This window comes from Duganella sp. BJB1802, assembly GCF_013369445.1.
GTDB classification, from domain to species: domain Bacteria; phylum Pseudomonadota; class Gammaproteobacteria; order Burkholderiales; family Burkholderiaceae_D; genus Rugamonas; species Rugamonas vulcania_A.
In genome coordinates this window covers 1-23,612 of the sequence record NZ_JABWEF010000019.1, presented here as the reverse complement: position 1 = coordinate 23,612, position 23,612 = coordinate 1, and the positions used below count along the sequence as shown (strand labels likewise).

Below are 23,612 nucleotides of genomic sequence, written 5' to 3'. Positions count from 1 at the left end.
CACTCTCCGTGGGACGCAACTTGCAGGGCTCAAGTATGCGCCCGTCCCGCGGCGGCGGGCATGAATCTTCGGATGCCTCCGTTGCTTTTTCGAAACAATCAGAAGGTGGCCGTCCGGGCCAGGTCGGGCCGTTCGCACCAGGCGGCGAAGGCCTCGGCCAGGCGTTCGCTCTCGGCGATGGCGCGGGTCCAGTCGCGCTGGCGGCCGGCGTGGTCCTGGCCGTAGGCCTTGAAGTCGCGGCGGTCGGGCAGCTTGCCGTTGGGCAGGCCGGCGACGAAGTCGGGCGAGGGCGAGACCAGGATCACATTGTCCAGCGCCGGGTGGGCCGGGCCGGGGCGGGTGCGGCGCCATGGCATGGACTTGTCCAGCCAGCCGGGCACGATGTAGTCGCTGAAATGCGGGTACAGCACCAGGCCGGGATCGCGCTGGTAGGGCAGGTGCAGATGGTAGTCGATCAGGCCGCCGTCCCAGTAGGCGCCTTCCGGCGCGCCGGCGATGGACGACACCGCTTCAAGCACCAGCGGGATCGAGCCCGAGGCCTGCAGCGCGTCGCGCAGGTTGGTCGGGTCGAGGCCGACGAAGTGGCCGGCGAAGGCGTCGAATGGCTGGCGCAGCCATTGCGCATCGTCGCGCCGGTTGTGGAACACCACGCGCTCCATCGATGAGGCCAGATGGCGGCGCGACAGCACATTGCCGGCGGCCGCGCGCGCGAAGCCGGCCATCTCGCGCCAGCGCTGGCCGCCGGTGTAGCCCAGCGCACCCACGCCGCGCGCGGTCAGCACCGAGACGTGGTGGTTCGGATGGTTGGCCGGTTCGGCGGCGCGGCCGTCGAGCAATTCATCGAGCAGGGCGCGGATGGCCTGGCTGACGTAGGCGGGCGTCACCTTGGCCGGATAGCGCTGGCCGGCGTACAGGCGCGCCAGCCGCTGGTGGGCGGCAAGCGGATTGTCGAAGGCCGAGGCCGCCATGCGCCAGGCGCCGATCGAAGCGCCGACCAGCTTGCGCGGACGCGGCGCGGCGCGCAGCCAGTGGCCGAACATCCAGCAATCGAGGCCATGCAGGATCAGGCCCTTGGGCCCGCCGGCGGCGGCCGGCACGATGGCGACATCGGCCGCTTGGATGCCCTCGGCCGCGATGCGCTGGCGTGCCCGCGCGCCGAGCCGGATGGTGATGGGTAAGGACATGGTGTGTTGAACGATACAATGGCTGGAGCGGGTAATCCGCCATTTTACCGCCAGTTCTCCAACCGCAATCCCTGCACCCGTCCGAATTCGCGGGTATTGGAGGTGACTAGTATCAAATTGCGGGCCAGGGCGCATCCTGCGATTTGCAAGTCGTACGGGCCTATCGGACAGCCCGATATCCGCAGGCTGGCGCGCAGCTTGCCTGCTTCCTTGGCATCGTCCTCATCGAACAGCAGCAACAGGATGCGGGACAAATGCAAATTCAATGCGTTTTCAATCCGCGCGGCTCGCGCGGGGGAGAGTGCCAGTCCGTACTCCAGCTCCATGCGAGTGATTGCCGAGATGGCCAGCTCGTCAGACGGAGTCGCGCGAAAGCGCTGTCCCACCGCGCCATACCCGCGAATGAGGTCGCTGACGGTACAGGTGTCGAGCAAGTACTTCATGCGAAGGGATCGTCGATAGGGGCGGGCAGCTCTTCCCGGCGCGATTCCAAAGGAAGCAAGTCTGGAATACCCTTGAAGGCAAGCACATCCTGCGGCCAGGGTTTGCCACGTTGTTCCTCACGGGTCTTTTGCTCCATCCGGGTGAACCAATGGTTCAGCGCACGCTGGATCAGCATATCTCTGCCGCCACAGTCCTTTGCGGCGCGGTCGAGGCGGATGAGTGTGATCTCATCCAGATCGATGGTGATTTTCATGGTGACCTCCTGCTTGACCGTTTAATGGTAGGCGCGACGGGCAAGCCGTCAAGGAGGCGCATCAATTGTGCGGCGAGCACAACAAGTCATTTGATGAGCTCTTCCAAAGTGAGAGGCCGCCATGAAGAGCCGTGTCCGGAATGTCAGGACTTGACCCCACCGTTATTTGAGGCCACCGCCCAGGGCGCGGTACAGGTCGATGGCGCTGGTGGTGCGCTGCAGGCGCGCTTGCACCAGCGTCTGCTGTGCGCTGAACAGCTCGCGCTGCGCGTCCAGCACGTCCAGCGCGCTGGCGATGCCGTTGTCGAAGCGCAGTTGCAACAGCTTCAGGCGGTCGGCTTGGGCGTCTTGTACGGCGCGCTGCGCGGTGACCTGTTCTCCAAGATAGTCGCGCGCGGCCAGGGCGTCGGCCACTTCGCGGAAGGCGGTCTGGATGGTCTTCTCGTAGTCGGCCACGGCCAGGTTCTTGCGCACTTCGGCCAGGCCCAGGTTGGCGCGGTTGCGGCCGGCGTCGAAGATCGGCAACGTCAGCTGTGGCGCGAACGACCAGCCGCCCGAGCTGGCCGTCGAACAGCCCGTGCAGCGACGGGCTGCTGCTGCCCAAGGCGGCCGTCAGGCTGATGCGCGGGAAGAAGGCCGCGCGCGCGGCGCCGATGTTGGCGTTGGCCGATTTCAAACGCTGCTCGGCGGCGCGGATGTCGGGACGGCGCGTCAGCAGGTCCGACGGCAGGCCGGTCGGCAGCGCGCTCAGGGCGTCGAGATCGTTGGTCGCCGCGCTGGCGCCGGCGGGGTTGGCGCTGGCCGGCTGGCCGACCAGTAGCGTCAACGCGTTGTCCGCCTGCGCGCGCTGGCGCGCCAGCGTGAGCGCGGCGGCGCGCGCGGTTTCCATCAGCGTCTCGTTGGAGCGCAGGTCCAGCCGCGACGAGGCGCCCACTTCGGCGCGCTGCTGCGTCAACTTGTAGGTGCGCGCGCGCGCGTCGTAGGTCTGCTGCGCCAGCGCGTACTGCTCGGCGTAGGCGCGCTCGGTGTAGTAGGCCTGCGCCACCTGCGCCACCAGGCTGATTTGCGCCGCCTGGCGCGCCTCGTCGGTGGCCAGGTAGGCCGCCAGCGCGGCGTCGTTCAGGCTTTTCACACGGCCGAAGAAATCCAGCTCGAAGGAGGACAGCGCCAGCCCGGCGTCATACCGCTTGCCGATGCTGGTCTGCCCGCTGGGCGACAGGAAGGCCGGCGTCTTGGCCTTGGTGGCGGGCGCTGGCGTTCACGTTGGGCAGGCGGTCGGCCGACTGGATGTCGTACTGCGCGCGCGCTTCCTCGATGCGCAGCGCGGCGGTGCGCAGGTCGCGGTTGTTCTCCAGCGCGGCGGCGATCAGCTGCTGCAAACGCGGATCGGCGAAGCAGTTGCGCCAGCCGGTATCGGCGTGGCTTCGCGCGTGCCGCCGCCGGCGGCAGCGGTACGCCGGGTGGCGCGGCGGCGCCGGCGCTGTCGGCCGGGAAGGCGGCGGCCACCGGCGCGGCGGGGCGCTGGTAGGTCGGCGCCATCGAGCAGGCCGACAGCAAGGCCGCCAGCGCGGTCAGGGGCAGGGAGAGCTTAGTCATAGGTTTCATGCTTCTTATCGTTCAGTTCATGTGCGGCCAGCTTGCGCTGACGTTCGCTGCCCTTGAAGATCTTGCGGATCACGACGAAGAACACCGGCACCAGGAACACCGCCAGCACCGTGGCCGTGATCATCCCGCCCATCACGCCGGTGCCGATGGCGCGCTGGCTGGCCGATCCCGCGCCGGTGGCGATCACCAGCGGCAGCACGCCGAGGATGAAGGCCAGCGACGTCATGATGATCGGCCGGAAGCGCAGGTGCACCGCCTCCAGCGTCGCCTCGATCAGGCCCTTGCCCTGCGCCTGCAGGTCCTTGGCGAATTCGATGATCAGGATCGCGTTCTTGGCCGACAGGCCGATAATCGCGATCAGGCCGACCTTGAAGTACACATCGTTCGGCAGCCCGCGGATGGTGGCGCCCAGCAGCGCGCCCAGAATCCCGAGCGGCACCACCAGCAGCACCGCCACCGGGATCGATTCGCTTTCATACAGCGCCGCCAGCACCAGGAAGGCGGCCAGCAGCGACAGCGCGAACAGCATCGGCGCCTGCGAGCCGGAGGTCTTCTCTTCCAGCGACTGGCCGGTCCATTCGATGCTGAAGCCGGGCGGCAGTTGCGCCGCCAGGCGTTCCAGTTCGTCCATCGCCTCGCCGGTCGAGCGGCCAGGCGCGGCGTCGCCGGTCAGCTTGATGGCGGGGTAGCCGTTGTAGCGCACCAGCTGCACCGGACCCTGGATCCAGTGCGAGGTGGCGAACGAGGAGAACGGCACCATCGTGCCGGCCGCGCTGCGCACGTTGAGCTGCATGATGTCTTCCGGTTGCAGGCGGCGCGGCGCGTCGGCCTGCACGATCACGCGCTGCTGGCGCCCGCTGCTGGCGAAGTCGTTGACGTAGGACGAGCCGAGCGCGGTCGACATCATCGAGTTGATGTCGGCGAAGCTTACGCCCAGCGCGTTGGCCTTCTCGCGGTCGATATCCACTTGCAGTTGTGGCGCATCCTCCAGCCCTTCAGGACGCAGGCCCTTGAGGATGGCGCTCTTGCCGGCCATGCCGAGCAGCTGGTTGCGCGCCGCGATCAGCGCGTCGTGACCGAGCGCGCTGCGGTCCTGCAGGCGCGCGGTGATGCCGGTGGCGTTACCCAGTTCACGGATCGGCGGCGGCGACAGCGGGAAGATGATCGCATCCGGGATGCTCGACAACGCGCCGAACGCGCGCTGCGCGATCGCCTGCGCCGATTGGTCCGGCCCGCGCTCCTTCCAGTCCTTCAGCGGGATGAACACCAGGCCGGCGTTCTGGCCATTGCCGGAGAAGCTGAATCCCGCCACCGCGATGGTGCGCGCCACGCCCGGCTGCTTGCGGAAGTAGGCGTCGGCCTGCGACAACACGGCCTGCGTGCGGCTGGTCGAAGCGCCCGCAGGCAGCTGCACGTTGGCGATCAGGTAGCCCTGGTCCTCGTTCGGCAGGAACGACGACGGCAGGCGCGCATACAGCCAGCCCACCACGCCGCAGATCAGCGCGAAGATCACCAGGTAACGGCCGGTGCGCTTGATCATCTTGGCGATCACGCCCTGGTAGCCGGTGGCGGTCACCGCGAAGCGGCGGTTGAACCAGCCGAAGAAGCCTTTCTTCTCGTGGTGGTGTCCCGCTTCCACCGGTTTCAGGATGGTGGCGCACAGCGCCGGCGTCAGCGTCAACGCCATCAACGCCGAGAACAGCATGGCCGACACCATCGCCAGCGAGAACTGGCGGTAGATGGCGCCGACCGCGCCGCCGAAGAAGGCCATCGGAATGAACACGGCGATCAGCACCAGCGTGATGCCGATGATGGCGCCGGTGATCTGCGTCATCGCCTTGCGGGTGGCGTCGCGCGGCGACAGGCCTTCCTCGCTCATGATGCGCTCGACGTTTTCCACCACCACGATGGCGTCATCGACCAGGATGCCGATGGCCAGCACCATGCCGAACATGGTCAGCACGTTGATCGAGAAGCCGAAGATCTGCATCGCCGCGAAGGTGCCCATCAGCGCCACCGGCACCACGATGGTCGGGATCAGCGTGTAGCGGAAGTTCTGCAGGAACAGGTACATCACCAGGAACACCAGCACCACCGCTTCGAGCAGGGTCTTGACCACTTCCTCGATCGAGATCTTGACGAACAGCGAGGTGTCGTAAGGGATGGTGTACTTCACGCCGGGCGGGAAGTACTTGGCCAGTTGGTCCATTTTCTCGCGCACGGCGGTCGCCGTTTGCAGCGCGTTGCCGGTCAGGGACAGCTGCACCGCGATGGCGGAGAACGGCGCGCCGTTCAGGCGCGCGTTGATGGAGAAGCTGGCGCCGCCCATCTCGATGCGCGCCACGTCCTTCAGGCGCACCAGCGAGCCGTTGGGGTTCGCGCGCAGCACGATCTGGCCGAATTCGGTGGTGGACGACAGCTGGCCGGTGACCACGATGGGCGCCGAGAAGGTCTGCTTGGCGGGGCTGGGCAAGTCGCCCAGCGTGCCGGAGGTGACCTGCGCGTTCTGCGCGCGGATGGCGGCGGTGACGTCGGCCATGTTCATCTTCAGGCCGATCAACTTGGCCGGATCGACCCAGATACGCATCGCGCGCTCGGTGCCGAACAACTGCGCCTGGCCCACGCCGGGAATGCGCTTGACTTCATTGACCACGTTGCGGGCCAGGTAATCACCCAGGCCGGTCGGGTCGAGGCGGCCGTCGGTCGAGGTCAGGCCGACGAACATCAGGATGTTGGAGCGCGCCTTGTTGACCTGCACGCCCTGTTGCGTGACGGCGGCCGGCAGGCGCGATTCCACGCGCTTGATGCGGTTCTGCACATCGACCGCCGCCAGGTCCGGATTGGTGCCGGGGACGAAGGTGACGGTGATGGTGACGGCGCCGCTGGCCTCACTGGACGATTCGACGTACTGCAAGCCGTCGGCGCCGTTCATCTCCTGTTCGATCACGCTGGTGACGGCGTCGTCCAGCACCTGCGCGGTGGCGCCGGGGTAGTTGGCCGTCACCACGATCGATGGCGGAGCGATGGTCGGGTACTGCGACACGGGCAAGACCGTGATCGCCAGCATCCCGCCCAGCAGTATGAAGAGTGCGATCACCCACGCGAATACGGGGCGGTCGATGAAAAACTTGGCCATCAAGACTCCCTGTTATTTGGCGGTGCCGCGATCGGATGCGGCGGGAGCGGCGGCGGCTGGCGCAGCTGCTGCGGGCGCCGTGCCGGCCGGGCCTTTCCACGGCTGCGGATTGACCGTCGCCCCGGGCTTGGCCTTCTGGAAGCCTTCGACCACGATGCGCTCGCCGCCTTTGAGGCCGGAGCTCACCACCCAGTTCTGTCCCTCGTTGGCGGTGGCGGTGACCGGCTGCGCGATCACCTTGTTGTCGGCGCCGACGATCAGCACCGACGAACCTTCGGGGCTGCGCACCACGGCCTGCTGCGGCACGGTGATGGCGGCTTCGTTGACGCCCTGGTCGAGCCGCGCGCGCACGTACATGCCCGGCAGCAGGGTGCGCTGCGGATTCGGGAACTCGGCGCGCATGGACACGGCGCCGGTGCTCTCGTCCACCGACACGTCCGAGAACAGCAGCCGGCCCGTTTGCGGGTAGGCCTGGCCGTCCTCGGTGATCAGGGTGACGCGCGCCTCGTTCTTGCCGGAGCTCTTGATCTTGCCGGCGGCCAGCGCGCGTTGCAGCTGCAGCAGCTCGGTCGACGACTGGGTGATGGTGACGTAGATCGGATCCAGCGTCTGCACGGTGGCCATCGGCGTGGCTTCGCCCTGGCCCACCAGCGCGCCCTCGGTCACCAGCGCGCGGCCGATGCGGCCGGAGATCGGCGAGGTCACGGTGGCGTAGCCCAGGGTCAGGCCGGCGTTGGTGCGCGCGGCCTTGGACGTGGCCAGGTCGGCGGCGGCCTGCTTCTGCGCGGTGACGGCATCGTCGTATTCCTGCTGGCTCACGGCCTGCGCGGCCAACAACGGTTTATATCGTTTTACCTTTAAATCGGCCTGGGCCAGGTTGGCCTCGGCCTTGGCGACGGCCGCCTGCGCGCTGTCGTAGGAGGCCTGGAAGCTGGCGGGATCGATACGGAACAGCACCTCGCCGGCCTTGACGTCGCCGCCTTCCTTGAACACGCGCTGCAGCACGATGCCGGCGGTCCGCGCGCGCACCTGCGCGATGCGCGACGCTTCCGTGCGGCCCGGCAGTTCGGTGCTCAGGGTGACGGCGGCGGGGGCGACGGTGATGACGGCGACATTGGCTGGGGGAGGGGCGCCGGGGGCGGCGGCTTTATCGCCGCAGGCGGCCAGCAGGGACAAGGAGACAACGGCAGCTGTGTAACGAGGTACTAATCTCATGGATGGATCTCGTAAAAGGATTTATGTAGAGCGCTTGGTCAGCCAGCCTGGGCGGTGGCTAAGGTCGCAACATTGTAATACAGCTAGTTATGTAACGTTTTGTATGCCCACAAAAGTAAAAAGGCGGTAACACGGCTCGCGCCGCGTTACCGCCTTTCGCCTGCCCCTGCGCCGGGGGTCAGCGCATGCCGGAGATGATTTGCTTCAGTTTGCCGGAGTCGGCGCAGAAGGCGCGGATGCCTTCGCCCAGTTTTTCGGACGCCATCTGGTCTTCGTTGAGCTGGAAGCGGAAGGTCTTCTCGTCCTGCGTCATCTTGATGATGCCGGCGCTGGGCACGGTGTCCGCGCTGAGCTTGCGCTCGACCGGCGCGTCGCTGTCGGCCAGCTTTTGCAGCAGGTCGGGGCTGATGGTGAGCAGGTCGCAGCCGGCCAGTTCCAGGATCTGGCCGGTGTTGCGGAAGCTCGCGCCCATCACCTCGGTCTGGTAGCCGAACTTGCGGTAGTAGTTGTAGATGCGCTTGACCGACTGCACGCCCGGATCTTCGGCGCCGACGTAGTCGATGCCGGTGGATTTTTTATACCAGTCGTAGATGCGGCCGACGAACGGCGAGATCAGCTGCGCGCCCGCTTCGGCGCAGGCGATGGCCTGGACCAGCGAGAACAGCAGCGTCATGTTGCAGTGGATGCCTTCTTTTTCCAGGATCTCGGCGGCGCGGATGCCTTCCCAGGTGGCGGCCATCTTGATCAGCACGCGCTCGCGCTCGATGCCGGCCTGTTCGTACAGCTTGATCAGCTCGCGGCCCTTGGCCACCGAGCCTTCGACGTCGAACGACAAGCGGGCGTCGATCTCGGTCGACACGCGGCCCGGGATGATGCGCAGGATCTGCTTGCCGAAGGCGATCAGCAGGTGGTCGATGGTCTCGGCGATGGAGTTGTCGAGGTTGTCCCGCACGGCTTTTTCCAGCAGCGGCTTGTACTCGTCCTTTTGCACGGCCTTCAGGATCAGCGAAGGGTTGGTGGTGGCGTCGCGCGGGGTGTAGGCCTGGATGGACTGGAAATCGCCGGTGTCGGCGACTACGGTGGTGAATTTCTTGAGCTGTTCGAGCTGGTTCATGTGCGCTGACTATCAGTTGAGGGGGAGTAGGGCTTGTCTTATTGTACTCAACCGTGAAGAATTGTTAAAGAACGCGAAATCCAATAGTCTCTATATTGTGACGCAATAAAGGTTAGTTTGCCGATTAGGCAAGGTCAGTGCTTGATGGCTTCGCGCAACGCTGGCCTGAGCAGCGCTTCCTGTTCCAGCGAACCCAGCAACTGTGGCAGTTCCCTGAGCAGCGCCTCGCGCGCCAGCAGGCCGGCCGGCACGTCCTGTGGTTGCGTGTCGTCCCTTTTCAGCAGATGGGCGAAGCTGAAGCTGCGCGTCCCCTTCGTGGCCCAGCCCACGTACCAGCCATAGCCGGAGGCGGAACCGGTCTTGCCGTGGATGCGCCATCCGTCCAGCGGCTGGTCGACTTGCGTCAGGCGCGCGGTCATGTCGTAGGCGCGGGCGCTGACGCCCAGCTGGCGGTTGATGATCTTGTTCAGGAAGGTCAGCTGCTCCAGCGGCGAGATCTTCAGTGACGAACCGATCCACGACAAGGTGAGGCCGTCGTGTTCGGCGTCGCCCGTCACGTTGGCGTTCCCGTACTGGAATTTGCTGGTGTAGCCGGCGAAGCGCGGCATGCCCAGCGACTGCGTCACCTGCTGCGAGTACCAGACCACCGAGTCCTTCATCCACTTGCTGGGATCGGTGTCCTGGCGCCAGTCGGGACGCCAGTCGACATAGCCTTCGCGGAACGGCAGTTTCGGCGTGTGCTGGTCTTTCAGGATGCCGGCGTCGTAGCCCATCAGGCTGATGGCGATCTTGAAGGTCGATGCCGGCGTCACTTGGCGCTGGCAGTCGCCCCGGCTGAACAGCGTCGGGCCGTTGCTGTCGGACAGCGCCGTGCATACCTCGGTGGCGTGGGCGGCGGAAATCGGGACGAGGCTGTACAGCGCCCCCAATACGATGTGGCGAAAGTTCATGCGATTCCTTTTTTTGCGTGGGTTTAAAGTGCGTCCAGCTGCGCCGGTAGATCGTGCAGGAAAGCGTCCCTGGTTGCGGGGCCGGCGGCGCGGTCCTGTCTGTCTTGTAGCACCAGGCGGGAAAAGACCACGGTGCGCCCGTCCTTGGTGGCCCAGCCGACGAACCAGCCGTAGCTGCGTCGTGCGTCATCGCTGCCGTCGGCCAGCACCGGCGAGGCGGTGCCGGTCTTGCCGTGGATTTGCCAGCCATTCGGCAAGGTGCCGAGCGTGGTGATGCGGGCGGTCATGTCGTAGGCGTGTGCCGACAATGGCAACTGGCGGTTGACGATTTTCCGCAGGAAGGCCGTCTGCTCGGCCGGCGAGATCTTCAGGCTGGATTCGATCCACGACATCGATAGTCCGTTGTCCTTGCCGGGATCTCCAGTGGTGTCCAGATTGCCGTAGCCGAAATTGTTCAGGTACTGCTGGAAGCGGCGCGCGCCGAGGTTGGCCGTCACCTGCTGGGCGTACCACACGGTCGAGTTGCGTATCCAGCTGGTCGGGTCGGTCGTTTCGCGCCAGTCGGGGTTCCAGTCGATGTAGCCGGGTTTGAACGGCAGGCTGGGCGAGTGGGCGTCGCGCAGGATGCCGCTGTCATATCCCATCAGGCTGACGGCGATGTTGAAGGTGGACGCCGGCGTGACGCGCTCGTCGCAATGGCCGTCGTGGACCAGCCGCGCGCCGCTGGCGGCATCGACCATGTCCGTGCAGCTGAAGGTGGCCGGCGTTGCCGCGTGCGCGGCTGGCGCAGCGCGGTCGGCCAGGGCTGGCTGGAACGCCAGACTGGCCGCGAAGATGCCCGCCAGGCCGGCGACGGCGGCTTTCGCATTTGTCCATGCTCCGGGCGGCGTGGCCGCCGGTTCGCGGATCAGGCCGATGCGTGCCGCTACCGTGCGGGCGCTGACGACGCCGAAGGCCAGCGCCGTCTTGGCCGAATGCGTGACCGGATGCGGCTGCAACCGCAGCTGCGCCACCAGCGCGGCCGCGTACGCCTTGCGTTGTGACGGCGGGCGGTTGCGCAGCACATCGCGGTCGCAGCCGAGCTCTTGCGCCCATGCCAGGTTGTCGCGCAGCAGGCGCATGAAGGGATTGAACCACAGCAGCGTTTGCAGCACGACGCCGGCGCTCATCCATTGCAGGTCGTGCCGGCGCAGGTGCGTGAGTTCGTGTTCGACGATCATCTGCTGCTGCAAGGGCTCGAAGCTGCGCAGATGGCGCGGCAGCAGCAGGCGCGGGCGGAACCAGCCGAACAGCATCGGCGAAATTGGTGCATCGACTTCGATGACGGTGAGCGATGGCGGCGGCGCGGCCGAGTCCAGGCCTTGATGCCGGCCGGTCAGGATCAGATGCTCGCCGGTGGCGGCCAGTCCGTTCAGTGTGCGGTGCGCCTGCAGCACGCGGCCCGTGGTGTAGGCCAGGCCCAGCAAGTAGAGCGACAGCCAGGCTTCCGCTCCCCGGTTCAGCCAGGTGCGGTAGTCTGTGGGCGTGTTGCCGGCACTGGCGATGGCGCCGGCCTGCGCCGGCACGGCGGCATGGTCCGGCGCGGCGGGGGCGGACAGCACGGTTTCGGGCAGTTCTATCGGCGGAAGCAGGCGCAGTCGCTCGCTATGCGGCAGCAGGAACGCGAGGAAGGTCGCGACTACCGTCACCTGGCCCAGCAGCCAGATGGAGCGTTGCACGGCGACCTGCGGCAGGTAGCGGCGGCAGGCGGCGGTCATTGCCCATACCACCAGGCCGGCGGCTAAGCAGCCCAGGCTGGCGAGCAGAAAACGGAAAATCAGAAGGGTGGAAATGAACATACGACGCCTCTACGCGACAGATGTCACGCATTATGTGACATCTGTCGCAAGACGTCAAGAACGGTAATCAGGAGGTTGCATCCGCTTTCTCTGCTACCGGTGATGCCTCGCCGATGATGTTCGATTTCCTGAGCTCATCCCTGATGCGCTCCAACCGTTGGGGTATGCCGAGCGCCTTGCGTCTGGCTCGCAGGTACAGGCCGTACAAAAAGTCATATTCCGGACACCCTTCGTCGACCCGCCAGATGTCCAGCATTTTGCCGGTTTTTTCTGTGAGCGCGAACGTTACATATGCCACCTTCCGTTCGAAGTCATCGCCTGAATTGAGAACTAATTTGAAGCCGGCCACTTCGAATTCCAAACCAAATTGTTCCAATGTCCATCTGATGCGCTCGTCATCTGTTGCTTTTGAGAGCCCTTGAATAATATCCTGGTATTCATCGGGGATTTCCATGATTGACTCCTTTCTCCGCAGCGACTGCTGCGAAAGTGCTGAACTGGGTATGGAGTTTGGATATCTTGTGGAGCGAGGTTTCGCGTTCGCGACGATTGAGAGTTTTTACCACAGCTGCGGACTCAAATCTGTCGTTCATAGTACGTGAAGCGCGGCCTGGATGGCCGCGCTTTGCACAAGAGCAGACGTCGTGGACGTCCGCTTTTTTTCTTAGCCGATGAAGGAGTCGAACTGCAGATCGAATTCCTGCAAGGCTTTCTGTGCGTTCTGCATCTTCTTGCGGAACTCGGGGCCGCGTTGCAGCGCCAGGCCGACCGCCAGCACGTCGATCACCACCAGGTAGGCCAGCCGCGCCGAGATCGGCGTGTAGGGATCGATGTTGAAGATCAGGTCGATCGGGATCAGCACCGTCGCCAGGTCCGCCAGCGGCGTGCCGGACGGCGCCAGCACGATCACGTCGGCGCCGCCACGGCGCGCCAGCTTGATCGAGCGCACCAGCGATGGGCTGTTGCCGCGCTGCGAGATGGCCACCACCGCGTCGCCCGCGCGCAGCAATGCGGCGGCGATGCTGTGGATATGCGGGTCGGCATACGCCACCGTCGGCACACCGGAGCGGAAGAACTTGTGCTGCGCGTCCGCCGCCACGATGCCGGACGTGCCCTGGCCGTAGAACTCGATCTTGTTGGCCTTGGACAGGATGTCCAGCGCCTTCTGGATCGCCTCGGGATCGAGGTTGTTGCGCAGGTCCAGCAGGGTGTTGATCGAGCGGCTGCAGATCTTGTTGACCAGGTCGGCCGCGAGGTCGTCCTGGGTCGGCTGTTCGTTCAGGCCGGGCAGGGCCAGCGCCAGGCCTTGCGCCAGCTTGAGCTTGAACTCGTGCCAGCCGTCGTAACCCAGCGTGCGGCAAAAACGCACCACGGTCGGCTCGGACACCTGCGCGCTCTTGGCGAGCGCCGTGATGTTCTGGCTGACCGTCTGGCCCGGATGATCAAGCACGGCCAGCGCGACCTTGCGCTCCGATTTGGAGAGCGAGTCGAGCTGGGTGCGGATGGAATCTAAAAGCATCGCTGGTTAGTCTTCCGGTAAGGCTTCTTCGCGCCATTGCAGGCCGTCGCGGCCGATCAGCGCCGACGCGGCGGCCGGGCCCCAGGTGCCGGAGGCGTATGGAATCGGGAAGCTGTCGTCGGCCTCCCAGTTGTTCAGGATGGGCTCGACCCACTCCCACGCCGCTTCCAATTCGTCGCCGCGCATGAACAGCGTCAGCTGGCCGCGCAGCACGTCGAGCAGCAGGCGCTCGTAGGCGTCCATGCGCGGCGATTTGAACGATTCGCGGAAGTCCAGTTCCAGCTCGGCCTGCTTCAGGCGCATACCGTCGCCCGGCGTCTTGGCCATCAGGTTCATGCGCAGGCCTTCGTCCGGCTGCAGGCGGATCACCAGCGAATTGGGCTGGAAGCTGTTGGTCGGCTGCGCGAAGATCGAATGCGGGATCTGCTTGAAGCGCACCACGATCTCGGCCAGGCCGTCGGCCATGCGCTTGCCGGTGCGCAGATAGAACGGCACGCCGGCCCAGCGCCAGGTGTCGATTTCCGCCTTCATCGCGACGAAGGTCTCGGTGCGCGAATGTTCCGGCGCATCCGGCTCGTCGCGGTAGCTCGGCACGGCCTTGCCGTCCACGTGGCCGGCGCGGTACTGGCCGCGCACGATGTTCTGCGCCAGCGTGGTCGGCGTGAATTTTTTCAGCGAACGCAGCACCTGCAGCTTGGCGTCGCGCACGGCGTCCGGCGCGATCGAGGTCGGCGGCTCCATCGCCACGATGCACAGCAGTTGCAGCAGGTGGTTCTGCAGCATGTCGCGTAGCGCGCCCGAGGTGTCGTAGTAGCCCATGCGGTTGCCCACGCCCAGCTTCTCGGCGATGGTGATCTGCACGTCGGAGATCCACTCGCGGCGCCACAGCGGCTCGAACAGGATGTTACCGAAGCGCAGGGCCAGCAGGTTCTGCACGGTCTCCTTGCCCAGGTAGTGGTCGATACGGTAGATCTGCGATTCCTCGAACACCTGGCCCACTTCGGCGTTGATCTGCTTGGCCGAGGCCAGGTCGCGGCCCAGCGGTTTTTCCAGCACCACGCGCGAGTTCTTGGTCACCAGGCCGTTGGCCTTCAGGTTCTCGCAGATCTGCGAGAAGATCGCCGGCGGCGTGGCCAGGTAGTAGACCTTGGTGATGGCGTCGTCCTTGCGCAGCGCCTCGACCAGCGACTTGTAGCTGTCGGAGTCGGTGGCGTTGAGCGACACGTAGACGATGCGCGCGGTGAACTTGGCCCAGGCGGCCGGCGTGACGGCCGGCGACTTGATATGCGGTTTGGACGTGGTCTCGACGGTGTGCAGGAAGTCTTGCTGGCTGGCGTCCGCGCGGCCGACGCAGATGATGCGGGCGGTGGCGGGCAAGTCATTGGCGACATCGCGGGCGTACATCGCGGGCAGCAATTTGCGCATCGCCAGATCGCCGCTGCCGCCAAACAGAACCAGGTCAAAATCGGTAAGAGCCATAATTATTCGCAGTATGTAGAGTGCTGAAAGAGGGATGTAACTGTAAATTTACTACACGATTTAGTGTATTGCAAGAAAATTTACTACAAATGCTGCGGATGCAACATATAGTTTATTCGATATAGGCCGGCTCCGTGCGGCCGGCCACGTCGACGCGGAGGGACAGCAGCTTGCCGCTGAGCGGGTACTGCGCCAGTTCCGGCGCCGGCCGTGCGCCCGCGCTGGTGACGTACAGCGTGCGCAGGTCGGCGCCGCCGAAGGCCATCATGGTCGGGCAGCGCACCGGCAGCGCGATCTCGCCGATCAACTCGCCGGTGGGCGACAGCTTGGCGATGCGCGCGCCTTCGAACATCGCGACCCAGTAGTTGCCTTCGCTGTCGACCGCCGCGCCGTCGGGGCGGCCGCCGTAGTTGTGCTCCTTGTCCATCGAGAACTGGTGCAGCAGGCGCTGGTTGGACACCTTGCCGCTGGCGACGTCGAAGTCCAATTTGGTGACGCGGTGGGCGCTGGTGTCGGCGTGGTACATGGCGCTGTAGTCCGGGCTGAAACCCAAGCCGTTCGAGTTGGTCATGCCGCCCGACCAGGCCTTGCGGATCGTGCCTTGCTCCAGCACGAACATCTCGGCGGCCGGCTTGTCGCGCGGCTCGTAGATGGTGCCGACCCAGAAGCGTCCGGCGCCGTCGACGTGGCCGTCGTTGAAGCGGGTGATGGCGGTGTCGTAGGGCGCGGCGGCGATCTCGGTCAGGCGCACTTCATCGCTGCCGGTGTCCAGGTGCGCGAAGCCGCTGCGCATGGCGACCACCAGGCCGCCCTGGTCGCTGACGGCCAGCGTGGCCGGCTCGCTGGAGAGCTTCCACGAACGGTGCGCGCCGCTGGCGGGATCGAGGCGGTGCACGGTGAAGGCGGGGATGTCGACCCAGTACAGCGCCTGCTCCTGCGCGTGCCACAGCGGGCACTCGCCGGTTTGCATGACGGCGTCGTAGGCGACTTCGATGTTTGGTGTGCTCATGGTCTTAGATGTGTTGTGCGGCCTTGGCCATGATGATCAGGCCATTGGTGGAGCTGTCGTGGCGTTCCGGCTTGATGTCGCCGGTCAGCTCGGCGTGGATGTTCTTGGCGAGGACCTTGCCCAGCTCCACACCCCACTGGTCGAAGCTGTTGACGTCCCAGATCACGCCCTGCACAAAGGTCTTGTGCTCGTACAGCGCGATCAGCGCGCCCAGCGTGGACGGCGTCAGCTGGTCCATCAGGATGGTGTTGGACGGACGGTTGCCGGGGAAGGTCTTGTGCGGCACCAGTTCGTCGATCTCGGCCTCGCTCAGTTTTTGCGCGGTGAGGTCGGCGCGCACTTCGGCGGCGGTCTTGCCGGTCATGAAGGCTTCCGATTGCGCGAAGCAGTTGGCCAGCAGCGAATCGTGATGTCCCGCCAGGTCGTGCGTGGCGCGCAGCGCGGCGATGAAGTCGATCGGCGTGACGTCGGTGCCTTGATGGAGCAGCTGGAAGTAGGCGTGTTGCGCGTTGGTGCCGCATTCACCCCATACCACCGGGCAGGTCGGCGTGTCGACTTCGGCGCCGCCGCGCGTGACGCGCTTGCCGTTGCTCTCCATGTCCAGCTGTTGTAGGTAGGCCGGGAAGCGGCTCAGGTCCTGGTGGTACGGCGCGATCGACAGCGAGCCAGCACCCAGGAACTGGCGGTTCCAGAAGCCGACCATCGCCAGCAGCACCGGCATGTTCTGCTCCAGCGGCGCTTCGCGGAAGTGTTCATCCATCGCGTGCGCGCCGCCGAGGAAGGCGCTGAAGTAGCCGAAGCCCACCGCCAGCGCCACCGCCAGCCCGATCGCCGACCACACCGAGTAACGGCCGCCGACCCAGTCCCAGAACGGGAACATGTTGGCCGGATCGATGCCGAAGGCCTTCACGGCTTCGATGTTGGTGGAGACGGCGACGAAGTGGCGCGCCAGGTCCTCCTCCTTGGCGGTCTGCAGGAACCAGTTGCGGGCGGTGCCGGCGTTGAGCATGGTCTCGGCGGTGACGAAGGTCTTGGAGGCGATGATGAACAGCGTGGTCTCGGGATTGACCTGCGCCAGCGCGGCGTCCATGTCATGGCCGTCGACGTTGGAGACGAAGTGCATCTTCAGGCGTGGATGCGCGTACGAGCGCAGCGCCAGCACGGCCATCTTCGGGCCCAGGTCCGAGCCGCCGATGCCGATGTTGACGACGTCGGTGATCGGCTTGCCGGTGTGGCCCAACCAGGCGCCGCTGCGCACGCGGTCGGTGAAGGCCTTGATCTGGTCCAGCACCGCGTGCACGTCGTGCGCGATGTCCTGGCCGTCGACGGTCAGCGCCTTGCCGCGCGGCATACGCAGGGCCGTGTGCAGCACCGCGCGATGTTCGGTAAGATTGATCTTCTCGCCGTTCAGCATGGCGTCGCGCTGGCGCTCCACGCCGCGTTCGCGGGCCAGGTCCAGCAGCAGGCCGATGGTGGTGGCGTCCAGGCGGTTCTTCGAATAATCGAGGAACAGGCCGGCCGCATCCACCGTCAGTTTGGGGAAGCGCTGCGCGTCGGCGGCGAACAGCTGGCGCAATTGCCAGTTCTTCGCGTCGGCGGCGTGGGATTCAAGGGCTTGGAAGCTGGAAGTGGTGGTCAGTGCTGGCTGGCGCATAATCGTTGGGCGTCGTTAAGTCTGAGGGAGGGGATGCATGAATGATACAGGAAAATCCGGTAAATTCACTACGGTTCCGTGAAAACTATCGTTTCCGGGCTGGGCGGACCGGGCGGCCCTGCGCATTGGACGACGACGGGATAATAAAAGTAGGCCGAATTCGAAATTTTGTAGTAAAATTTCACGGAATTCATTCATAAGGAACGATCATGGCGTTGCATCCAGTCCTAGAAACCGTCACCGCACGCATCATCCAGCGCAGCAAGCCGTCGCGCGGCGCGTATTTGGCCCATCTTGAGGCGGCCCGCGTCAAAGGCGTCCAGCGCGGCGCGCTCGCTTGTACCAACCTGGCGCACGGCTTCGCCGCCTTCCCCGCCAACGACAAGCTGTCGCTCAAGGAACTCAAGAAGCCATCGGTGGCGATCGTCTCGGCCTACAACGACATGCTGTCGGCGCACCAGCCGTTCGAAGGCTTCCCGGCGCTGATCAAGGACGCGGTGCGCGATGTCGGCGCGGTCGCCCAGTTCGCCGGCGGCACGCCCGCCATGTGCGACGGCGTCACGCAAGGCCAGCCGGGCATGGAGCTGTCGCTGTTCTCGCGCGACGCCATCGCCATGGCGACCGCCGTCGCGCTGTCGCACAATATGTTCGACTCCGCCGTCTACCTGGGCGTGTGCGACAAGATTGTACCCGGCCTGCTGATCGGCGCGCTGCACTTCGGCCACCTGCCTGCGGTGTTCGTGCCGGCCGGCCCGATGACCACCGGCCTGTCGAACTCCGAGAAAGCCAAGATCCGCCAGCTGTACGCGCAGGGCAAGGTCGGCCGCGCCGAGCTGCTCGAAGGCGAATCGCAGTCCTATCACAGCGCCGGCACCTGCACCTTCTACGGCACCGCCAACAGCAACCAGATGCTGATGGAAGTCATGGGCCTGCATCTGCCGGGCGCCGCCTTCATCACCCCGAACACGCCGCTGCGCGACGAGCTGACCAAGGCCGCCGCGCGCCGCGCCGCCGTCATCACCGCGCAATCGAAGGAATACCTGCCGGTCGGCCATGTGGTCGATGAGAAGTCCATCGTCAACGCCATCGTCGCGCTGCTGACCACCGGCGGCTCGACCAACCACACGCTGCACCTGGTGGCCATCGCCAAGGCGGCCGGCATCGTCATCGACTGGAACGACTTCGACGAGCTGTCGAAAGTGGTGCCGCTGCTGACCCGCATCTACCCGAACGGCAACGCCGACGTGAACCACTTCCACGCGGCAGGCGGCACCGGCTTCGTCATCCGCGAACTGCTGGATGGCGGCCTGCTGCACGACGACGTCACCACCATCCTGGGCAAGGGCCTGCGCGCGCATTGCGCGGAGCCGTTCCTGGGCGAGGGCGGCAAGGGCGTGGTCTGGAAGGACTCGCCGACCGAGTCGGGCGACGAGGCGGTGCTGCGCAAGATCACCGCGCCGTTCTCGCCGGACGGCGGCACCGTGCTGGTGCAGGGTAACCTGGGCCGCGCCGTGATGAAGGTGTCGGCCGTCAAGCCTGAGCATCAGACGGTGGAAGCGCCGGCGCTGACCTTCAATTCGCAGGAAGACTTCATGGACGCCTACAAGGCCGGCCAGCTCGATCGCGACTTCGTCGCCGTGCTGCGCTTCCAGGGCCCGCGCGCCAACGGCATGCCGGAACTGCACGCGTTGACGCCGGCGCTGGCCAACCTGCAGGATGCCGGCCGCCACGTGGCGCTGGTCACCGATGGCCGCATGTCGGGCGCGTCGGGCAAGGTGCCGGCGGCGATCCACGTGTCGCCTGAGATCCTGGCCGGCGGTCCGCTGGGCCTGGTACGTGATGGCGATATCATCCGCGTCTGCGCCCGTACCGGCACGCTGGAAGCGCTGGTCGAATCGAGCGTGTGGCATTCGCGCTCGCTGGCCACGGCCGACCTGACGCCGAACGGCGTGGGCATGGGCCGCGAACTGTTCGCCATGTTCCGCAACAGCGTGTGCGAAGCGGAGAAGGGCGCGACCACCTTCGCGCTGCCGTCGCCGATTCCCACCACGGTGGGCCTGCATGACAAAGACCCGGTCGGCAACACCGTGCCAGGTTCCGATGAAGATTACTCGATGAAGAAAGATGCGTAAATCATGACCATGACTCTGCTCGACATTATGCGTACCTCGGCCGTGATCCCAGTGATCGCGATTGACGAACCTGAACATGCGGTCCCGCTGGCGCGCGCGCTGGTGGCCGGCGGCATCCGCGTGCTGGAAGTGACGCTGCGCACCAAGCATGGCCTGGCCGCGATCAAGGCCATGTCGGAAGTGGAAGGCGCGATCGTCGGCGTCGGCACGTTGACGCAGCCGGAGGAATTCGCGGCGGCGCGCGATGCGGGCGCCGTGTTCGGCGTGTCGCCGGGCTTGACGTCGGCGCTGATCGCCGCCGCCAAGAGCAGCGGCCTGCCGCTGCTGCCGGGCGTGATGACGCCGTCGGAAGTGATGGCCGCGCGCGAGCATGGCTTCCGTCAGTTGAAGCTGTTCCCGGCGGTGCCGGCCGGCGGTATCGGCATGTTGAACGCGATCGGCGGTCCGCTGCCGGACGTGATGTTCTGCCCGACCGGCGGCATCTCGCAGGAGACCGCGTCGCAGTTCCTGGCGCTGAAGAACGTCGCCTGCGTGGGCGGCTCGTGGCTGACGCCGAAAGATGCCATCGCTGCCGGCGACTGGGATCGGATCACCGACCTGGCCAAGGCGGCCAGCGGATTGCGCTGATAGAAAAAAGACGCCGCTGGCGTCTTTTTTTATGGCAAATCAGGCCGGCTTCCACAGCATCGAGAGTTCTTCGCGGATGACTTTTCTGAGAGCGGCTGCCGTAATTGGCTTGCCAGGTTCGGCGGGCGGATTCATCGCGTTCCGTAGCGCGGCATTGATCATGGTTTGATAGCCGGTACCTTGCGACTCGGCCAACTCTCGAAAATGTTGGATGACATCGTCGTCGAGCATGATGGTAATGCGGGTTTTGCCCGCCGCCGCAATGACGGCGCCGCGCTTCCCCCTGCCGAAATCGTACACTTTACGCATGGTATGGCTCCGATTGTTATGCATATCCTATGCATATACCATCAAGCGGGGCGCGCGCCTTGATGTTGCGCAGCTCTGGAGTTATCAGCGGTTTGGATTCAGGCAGAACAGGCCGGCCTTCGTGGCGAGTTCCAGCACCGGCGCGGCCTGCTCCTTGTTTTTGAAATACAGGATGTTGGTGTCGTCCCAGCCCGCCGCGTAGATGCAGCCCAGTTCCGGCAGGATGATGAATTGCGACGGCACGCCGTAGTCGTTGAAGCGCGACTGGCGCAGGTAGCCTTCGCGGTCGGTGTAGCGCTTCAGCACCAGCTTGGCCTTCGCGGGCCAGCGGCCGCGGTGGCGCAGCGTGTAGACCGGCGTCAGGTCGAACAGCGCTGCCCAGTGCTGCCCGAACTTCTTGTTGCGCGCCACGCGCTCCGGGCCTTCGAAACAGTCCAGCAGATGCCATTCGCTCTCGTCGTCGAGCCAGTGGTCGAACACGGAGATCGCCACGCGCTCCATGCCGCCGTCCGAGTCCAGCTCCCTGATTTGCTTCAATTGCGGAAACTGCCGGTGGATTTCGGCAGCGACGTTCGCGTCAACGCGAGACAGCATCTTCATATACATCCTTCATTGGTGACCAAGCCTTCAGCGCCGAAGTATATACTCAAGCCACCGTGCTGGCGATGTACTCGCGCAGCCATTGATGCGCCGGGTCGCGATGCGAGCGCTCGTGCCACAACATGGCCATCTCATAGCCGGGCACCTCGACCGGCGGCGCCACGCAACGCAGCGCGGGATGGTCTTTCACCAGCCGTTCCGGCAGCATCGCGACCATATCGGTACTCGCCAGCGCCGATATCACAAACAGAAAGTGCGGCACCGACAGCGCCACCCGCCGCGGCGGCAAGCCCGCCGCCGCCAGCGCACGGTCCGTGACGCCGCTGAACCCTCCGCCGTCGGGCGATACGATGACATGCTCCATTGCGCAGAACTGCGCCAGCGTCGGCCGTCGTTTCAGGCGCGGATGGCCGTGGCGTCCCGCCAGCACGTAACGCTCCCGGAACAGCAGCCGATGGCGCATGCCCGGCGGCGCTTCCTCGCTGGTGTGGAAAGCCAGGTCGATCTCGCCCGATTCCGCCTGCCTGGCGATGCGCGGCGGGATCAGTTCGAGCACCGCCAGCCGCGTTCCCTGCGCCGCCGCGCGCAAGCCCGCCAGCGCCGGCAGCAGGATGGTCGATTCGCCGTAGTCGCTGGCGGCGACACGCCACGTTTGATTGGCCTCCCGCGGATCGAACGGACTGGCTGGCGACACCGCGCGGCCCAGCGCTTCCAGCGCCAGCCGCAAGGGCTCGCGCAGTTGTTCGGCGCGCGCGGTGGGGCGCATGCCGCGCGGCCCGGGCAGCAGCAGCGGATCGCCGAAGATGTCGCGCAGTTTCGACAAGTGCACGCTGATGGATGGCTGAGAAAAGTTCAAACGCTCCGCCGCCCGCGTCACGTTGTGCTCCGAGAGCAGCACGTCCAGTGTCACCAGCAGGTTGAGGTCCAGACGGCGGAGATTATTCATGGCTATACCTGGAATATTGGAAATTCATTTTTAATATACCTGATTCGCTCCTATGCTGGTGTTTTTCAGTCGAGGAGTAGTGTGATGAATGTTCTGATTGTGTATGCCCATCCCGAACCGAAGTCGTTGAACGGCGCGTTGAAGGACTTCACGGTGCGGCGTCTTGAAGCGGCGGGACACGCCGTCCAGGTGTCCGACCTGTATGCGATGAAATGGAAGGCGCTGGTCGATGCCGGCGATGTCGTCGGCGGCCCGGCTGGCGACCGTTTCGATCCGGTGGGGGATTCCCGGCGCGCCTACGCCAACGATTTGCAAAGCGCCGATATCGTCCGCGAGCAGGACAAGCTGCGCTGGGCCGATACCGTCATCTTCCAGTTCCCGATGTGGTGGTTTTCGATGCCGGCCATTATGAAAGGCTGGGTTGAGCGGGTCTATGCCTTCGGCTTCGGCTACGGCGTCGGCGAGCATTCGGATGTGCGCTGGGGCGACCGCTACGGCGAGGGCACGCTGGCCGGCAAGCGCGCCATGCTGGTGGTGACGGCTGGCGGATGGGCGTCGCATTATGGCCCGCGCGGCGTCAACGGCGCTATCGACGATCTGCTGTTCCCCATTCAGCATGGCATCCTGTACTACCCTGGCTTCGATGTCCTGCCGCCGCTGGTGGTGTACCGCGCCGAGCGCATGGACGACGCCAGGTTCTCCGCAGTGCGCGACGAATTGGGAGAGCGTCTCGATACGCTTGCGCAAACCGCGCCGATCCCGTTCCGCTCTCAGAATGGCGGCGACTACGACATCCCCGCCATGACGTTGAAAGCCGATGTGGCGCCCGGGCTGTCGGGCTTTGCCGCCCATCTCGATGTGGCGGATGCTTAGCCCACGCGGTTCCGCAGCCGCATGCGCAGGCCCACCGGCGACATCGTGAAGGCCATCAGCTCGTCGGGCTCCTTGCCGTCCACCGTGTCGAGCGAGGCGATGTCGAAGCTGTTGAGCAGCATGGCGCCGGCCAGCTTGATCTCCAGCAGCGCCAGATAGCGCCCGGGGCAGGTGCGGACGCCGGAACCGAACGGCATCGACACATGCTTGTCCATCGCGCCGTCGCCTTTTTGCAGCCAGCGCTCGGGATCGAACTGGCCGGCCTGCGGCACGTAGTTGTCGCTGATGCTGTCGTGCCGCATCACGCACCATACCAGGCCGCCCTTGGGGATGCGGACGTCGCCGATCACGCTGTCGCGCAAGGCTTCCAGCGGCAGGAACGGCGCCACGGGCTTCAAACGCATGGCTTCCTGCGCGCAGGCGTCCAGATAGTCCAGCGCATCCATCTGCTCGATGGTGAAGGCCGCCGTGTCGGGTGCGATGCGCTGCACTTCCTCGCGCGCCTTGCGCAGCGCGGCCGGATTCTTTTGCAGCAGGTACAGCATCCACGCCAGCGTGTTGCTGGTGGTGTCCTCGCCGGCCAGCAGCAGCGTGGTGACGTTGCCCGCCACGGTGATGTCGTCGACGCCGCTGTCGCCCTCGTCGGCCGCGCAGATCATCGCCTCCAGCAGGTTGGCGGGACGCTCGCGCCGGTGCGGCTCGGCCGCCAGGCGGGCGCGCGCGGA

The 23,612-nt window shown here is 65.5% G+C and carries 20 protein-coding genes and 2 pseudogenes; 3 read left to right on the top strand and 19 right to left on the bottom strand.

Going from position 1 to position 23,612, the window contains the following annotated elements; translation table 11 throughout:
• Positions 1-98 precede the first annotated feature (98 nt).
• The 15 genes and pseudogenes from HUX88_RS25165 to pgi form a co-directional block, all read right to left on the bottom strand.
• The gene (locus HUX88_RS25165) at positions 99-1,184 is read right to left on the bottom strand and encodes a patatin-like phospholipase family protein (protein ID WP_176363570.1); all 1,086 of its coding nucleotides are present in this window, start codon (positions 1,182-1,184) and stop codon (positions 99-101) included.
• Positions 1,185-1,228: 44 nt separating this feature from the next.
• Positions 1,229-1,627, bottom strand: a complete 399-nt coding sequence (locus tag HUX88_RS25160; protein ID WP_176363569.1) for a PIN domain-containing protein — start codon at positions 1,625-1,627, stop codon at positions 1,229-1,231.
• On the bottom strand, positions 1,624-1,881 hold the full coding sequence (locus HUX88_RS25155) for a hypothetical protein (protein WP_117011585.1): 258 nt from the start codon (positions 1,879-1,881) through the stop codon (positions 1,624-1,626). The genes HUX88_RS25160 and HUX88_RS25155 overlap by 4 nt, the downstream gene beginning before the upstream one ends.
• Positions 1,882-2,043: 162 nt before the next feature.
• A pseudogene (locus HUX88_RS25150) lies at positions 2,044-3,477 on the bottom strand (efflux transporter outer membrane subunit).
• The gene (locus tag HUX88_RS25145) at positions 3,470-6,622 is read right to left on the bottom strand and encodes an efflux RND transporter permease subunit (protein WP_176363568.1); all 3,153 of its coding nucleotides are present in this window, start codon (positions 6,620-6,622) and stop codon (positions 3,470-3,472) included. The pseudogene HUX88_RS25150 and the gene HUX88_RS25145 overlap by 8 nt, the downstream one beginning before the upstream one ends.
• A 12-nt stretch (positions 6,623-6,634) precedes the next feature.
• Positions 6,635-7,837 (bottom strand): efflux RND transporter periplasmic adaptor subunit, encoded by a 1,203-nt coding sequence (locus tag HUX88_RS25140; protein WP_117011580.1) that lies wholly within the window; start codon positions 7,835-7,837, stop codon positions 6,635-6,637.
• 178 nt (positions 7,838-8,015) lie between these two features.
• Entirely contained in the window at positions 8,016-8,951 is a 936-nt protein-coding gene (tal, locus tag HUX88_RS25135) for a transaldolase (protein WP_117011578.1), read from the bottom strand.
• A 134-nt stretch (positions 8,952-9,085) separates the two neighbouring features.
• Positions 9,086-9,901 (bottom strand): class D beta-lactamase, encoded by an 816-nt coding sequence (gene blaOXA, locus HUX88_RS25130; protein ID WP_176363567.1) that lies wholly within the window; start codon positions 9,899-9,901, stop codon positions 9,086-9,088.
• Between the two features lie 23 nt (positions 9,902-9,924).
• Complete coding sequence (gene blaOXA, locus HUX88_RS33370; RefSeq protein WP_373886840.1) at positions 9,925-10,737, bottom strand: class D beta-lactamase; 813 nt, start codon at positions 10,735-10,737, stop codon at positions 9,925-9,927.
• 162 nt (positions 10,738-10,899) lie between these two features.
• A pseudogene (locus HUX88_RS33365) lies at positions 10,900-11,739 on the bottom strand (M56 family metallopeptidase); the annotation flags it as partial.
• Between the two features lie 67 nt (positions 11,740-11,806).
• On the bottom strand, positions 11,807-12,193 hold the full coding sequence (locus HUX88_RS25120; protein ID WP_176363565.1) for a hypothetical protein: 387 nt from the start codon (positions 12,191-12,193) through the stop codon (positions 11,807-11,809).
• Positions 12,194-12,403: 210 nt separating this feature from the next.
• Positions 12,404-13,258, bottom strand: a complete 855-nt coding sequence (locus tag HUX88_RS25115) for an SIS domain-containing protein (RefSeq protein WP_117011571.1) — start codon at positions 13,256-13,258, stop codon at positions 12,404-12,406.
• A 6-nt stretch (positions 13,259-13,264) separates the two neighbouring features.
• The gene (gene zwf, locus HUX88_RS25110; RefSeq protein ID WP_117011569.1) at positions 13,265-14,737 is read right to left on the bottom strand and encodes a glucose-6-phosphate dehydrogenase; all 1,473 of its coding nucleotides are present in this window, start codon (positions 14,735-14,737) and stop codon (positions 13,265-13,267) included.
• A 112-nt stretch (positions 14,738-14,849) separates the two neighbouring features.
• Positions 14,850-15,746, bottom strand: a complete 897-nt coding sequence (locus tag HUX88_RS25105; RefSeq protein WP_176363564.1) for an SMP-30/gluconolactonase/LRE family protein — start codon at positions 15,744-15,746, stop codon at positions 14,850-14,852.
• A 4-nt stretch (positions 15,747-15,750) separates the two neighbouring features.
• Entirely contained in the window at positions 15,751-17,400 is a 1,650-nt protein-coding gene (gene pgi, locus HUX88_RS25100) for a glucose-6-phosphate isomerase (protein ID WP_117011567.1), read from the bottom strand.
• Between the two features lie 209 nt (positions 17,401-17,609).
• On the opposite strand from pgi, the gene edd reads away from it, so the two are divergent.
• Both edd and eda read left to right on the top strand, forming a co-directional pair.
• Positions 17,610-19,532 carry a phosphogluconate dehydratase gene (edd, locus tag HUX88_RS25095; protein ID WP_117011565.1) on the top strand — a complete coding sequence of 641 codons (1,923 nt, stop codon included), beginning with the start codon at positions 17,610-17,612 and terminating at the stop codon, positions 19,530-19,532.
• 3 nt (positions 19,533-19,535) lie between these two features.
• A complete protein-coding gene (eda, locus tag HUX88_RS25090) occupies positions 19,536-20,159 on the top strand; it encodes a bifunctional 4-hydroxy-2-oxoglutarate aldolase/2-dehydro-3-deoxy-phosphogluconate aldolase (RefSeq protein ID WP_117011564.1) in 624 nt (207 codons plus the stop codon).
• Positions 20,160-20,198: 39 nt separating this feature from the next.
• Here the strand turns inward: eda and HUX88_RS25085 are convergent, their stop codons facing one another.
• The 3 genes from HUX88_RS25085 to HUX88_RS25075 form a co-directional block, all read right to left on the bottom strand.
• Positions 20,199-20,468 (bottom strand): BrnA antitoxin family protein, encoded by a 270-nt coding sequence (locus tag HUX88_RS25085; RefSeq protein WP_176363563.1) that lies wholly within the window; start codon positions 20,466-20,468, stop codon positions 20,199-20,201.
• An 84-nt stretch (positions 20,469-20,552) separates the two neighbouring features.
• The gene (locus tag HUX88_RS25080) at positions 20,553-21,068 is read right to left on the bottom strand and encodes a hypothetical protein (protein WP_176363562.1); all 516 of its coding nucleotides are present in this window, start codon (positions 21,066-21,068) and stop codon (positions 20,553-20,555) included.
• A gap of 46 nt (positions 21,069-21,114) precedes the next feature.
• The gene (locus tag HUX88_RS25075; RefSeq protein WP_176363561.1) at positions 21,115-22,014 is read right to left on the bottom strand and encodes a LysR family transcriptional regulator; all 900 of its coding nucleotides are present in this window, start codon (positions 22,012-22,014) and stop codon (positions 21,115-21,117) included.
• Between the two features lie 84 nt (positions 22,015-22,098).
• Between HUX88_RS25075 and HUX88_RS25070 the strand changes: the two genes are divergently transcribed.
• Positions 22,099-22,887, top strand: a complete 789-nt coding sequence (locus tag HUX88_RS25070; RefSeq protein WP_176363560.1) for an NAD(P)H-dependent oxidoreductase — start codon at positions 22,099-22,101, stop codon at positions 22,885-22,887.
• Here the strand turns inward: HUX88_RS25070 and HUX88_RS25065 are convergent.
• A partial coding sequence (locus HUX88_RS25065; RefSeq protein WP_176363559.1) for a cytochrome P450 occupies positions 22,884-23,612 on the bottom strand: 729 nt, incomplete at its 5' end. The genes HUX88_RS25070 and HUX88_RS25065 overlap by 4 nt on opposite strands.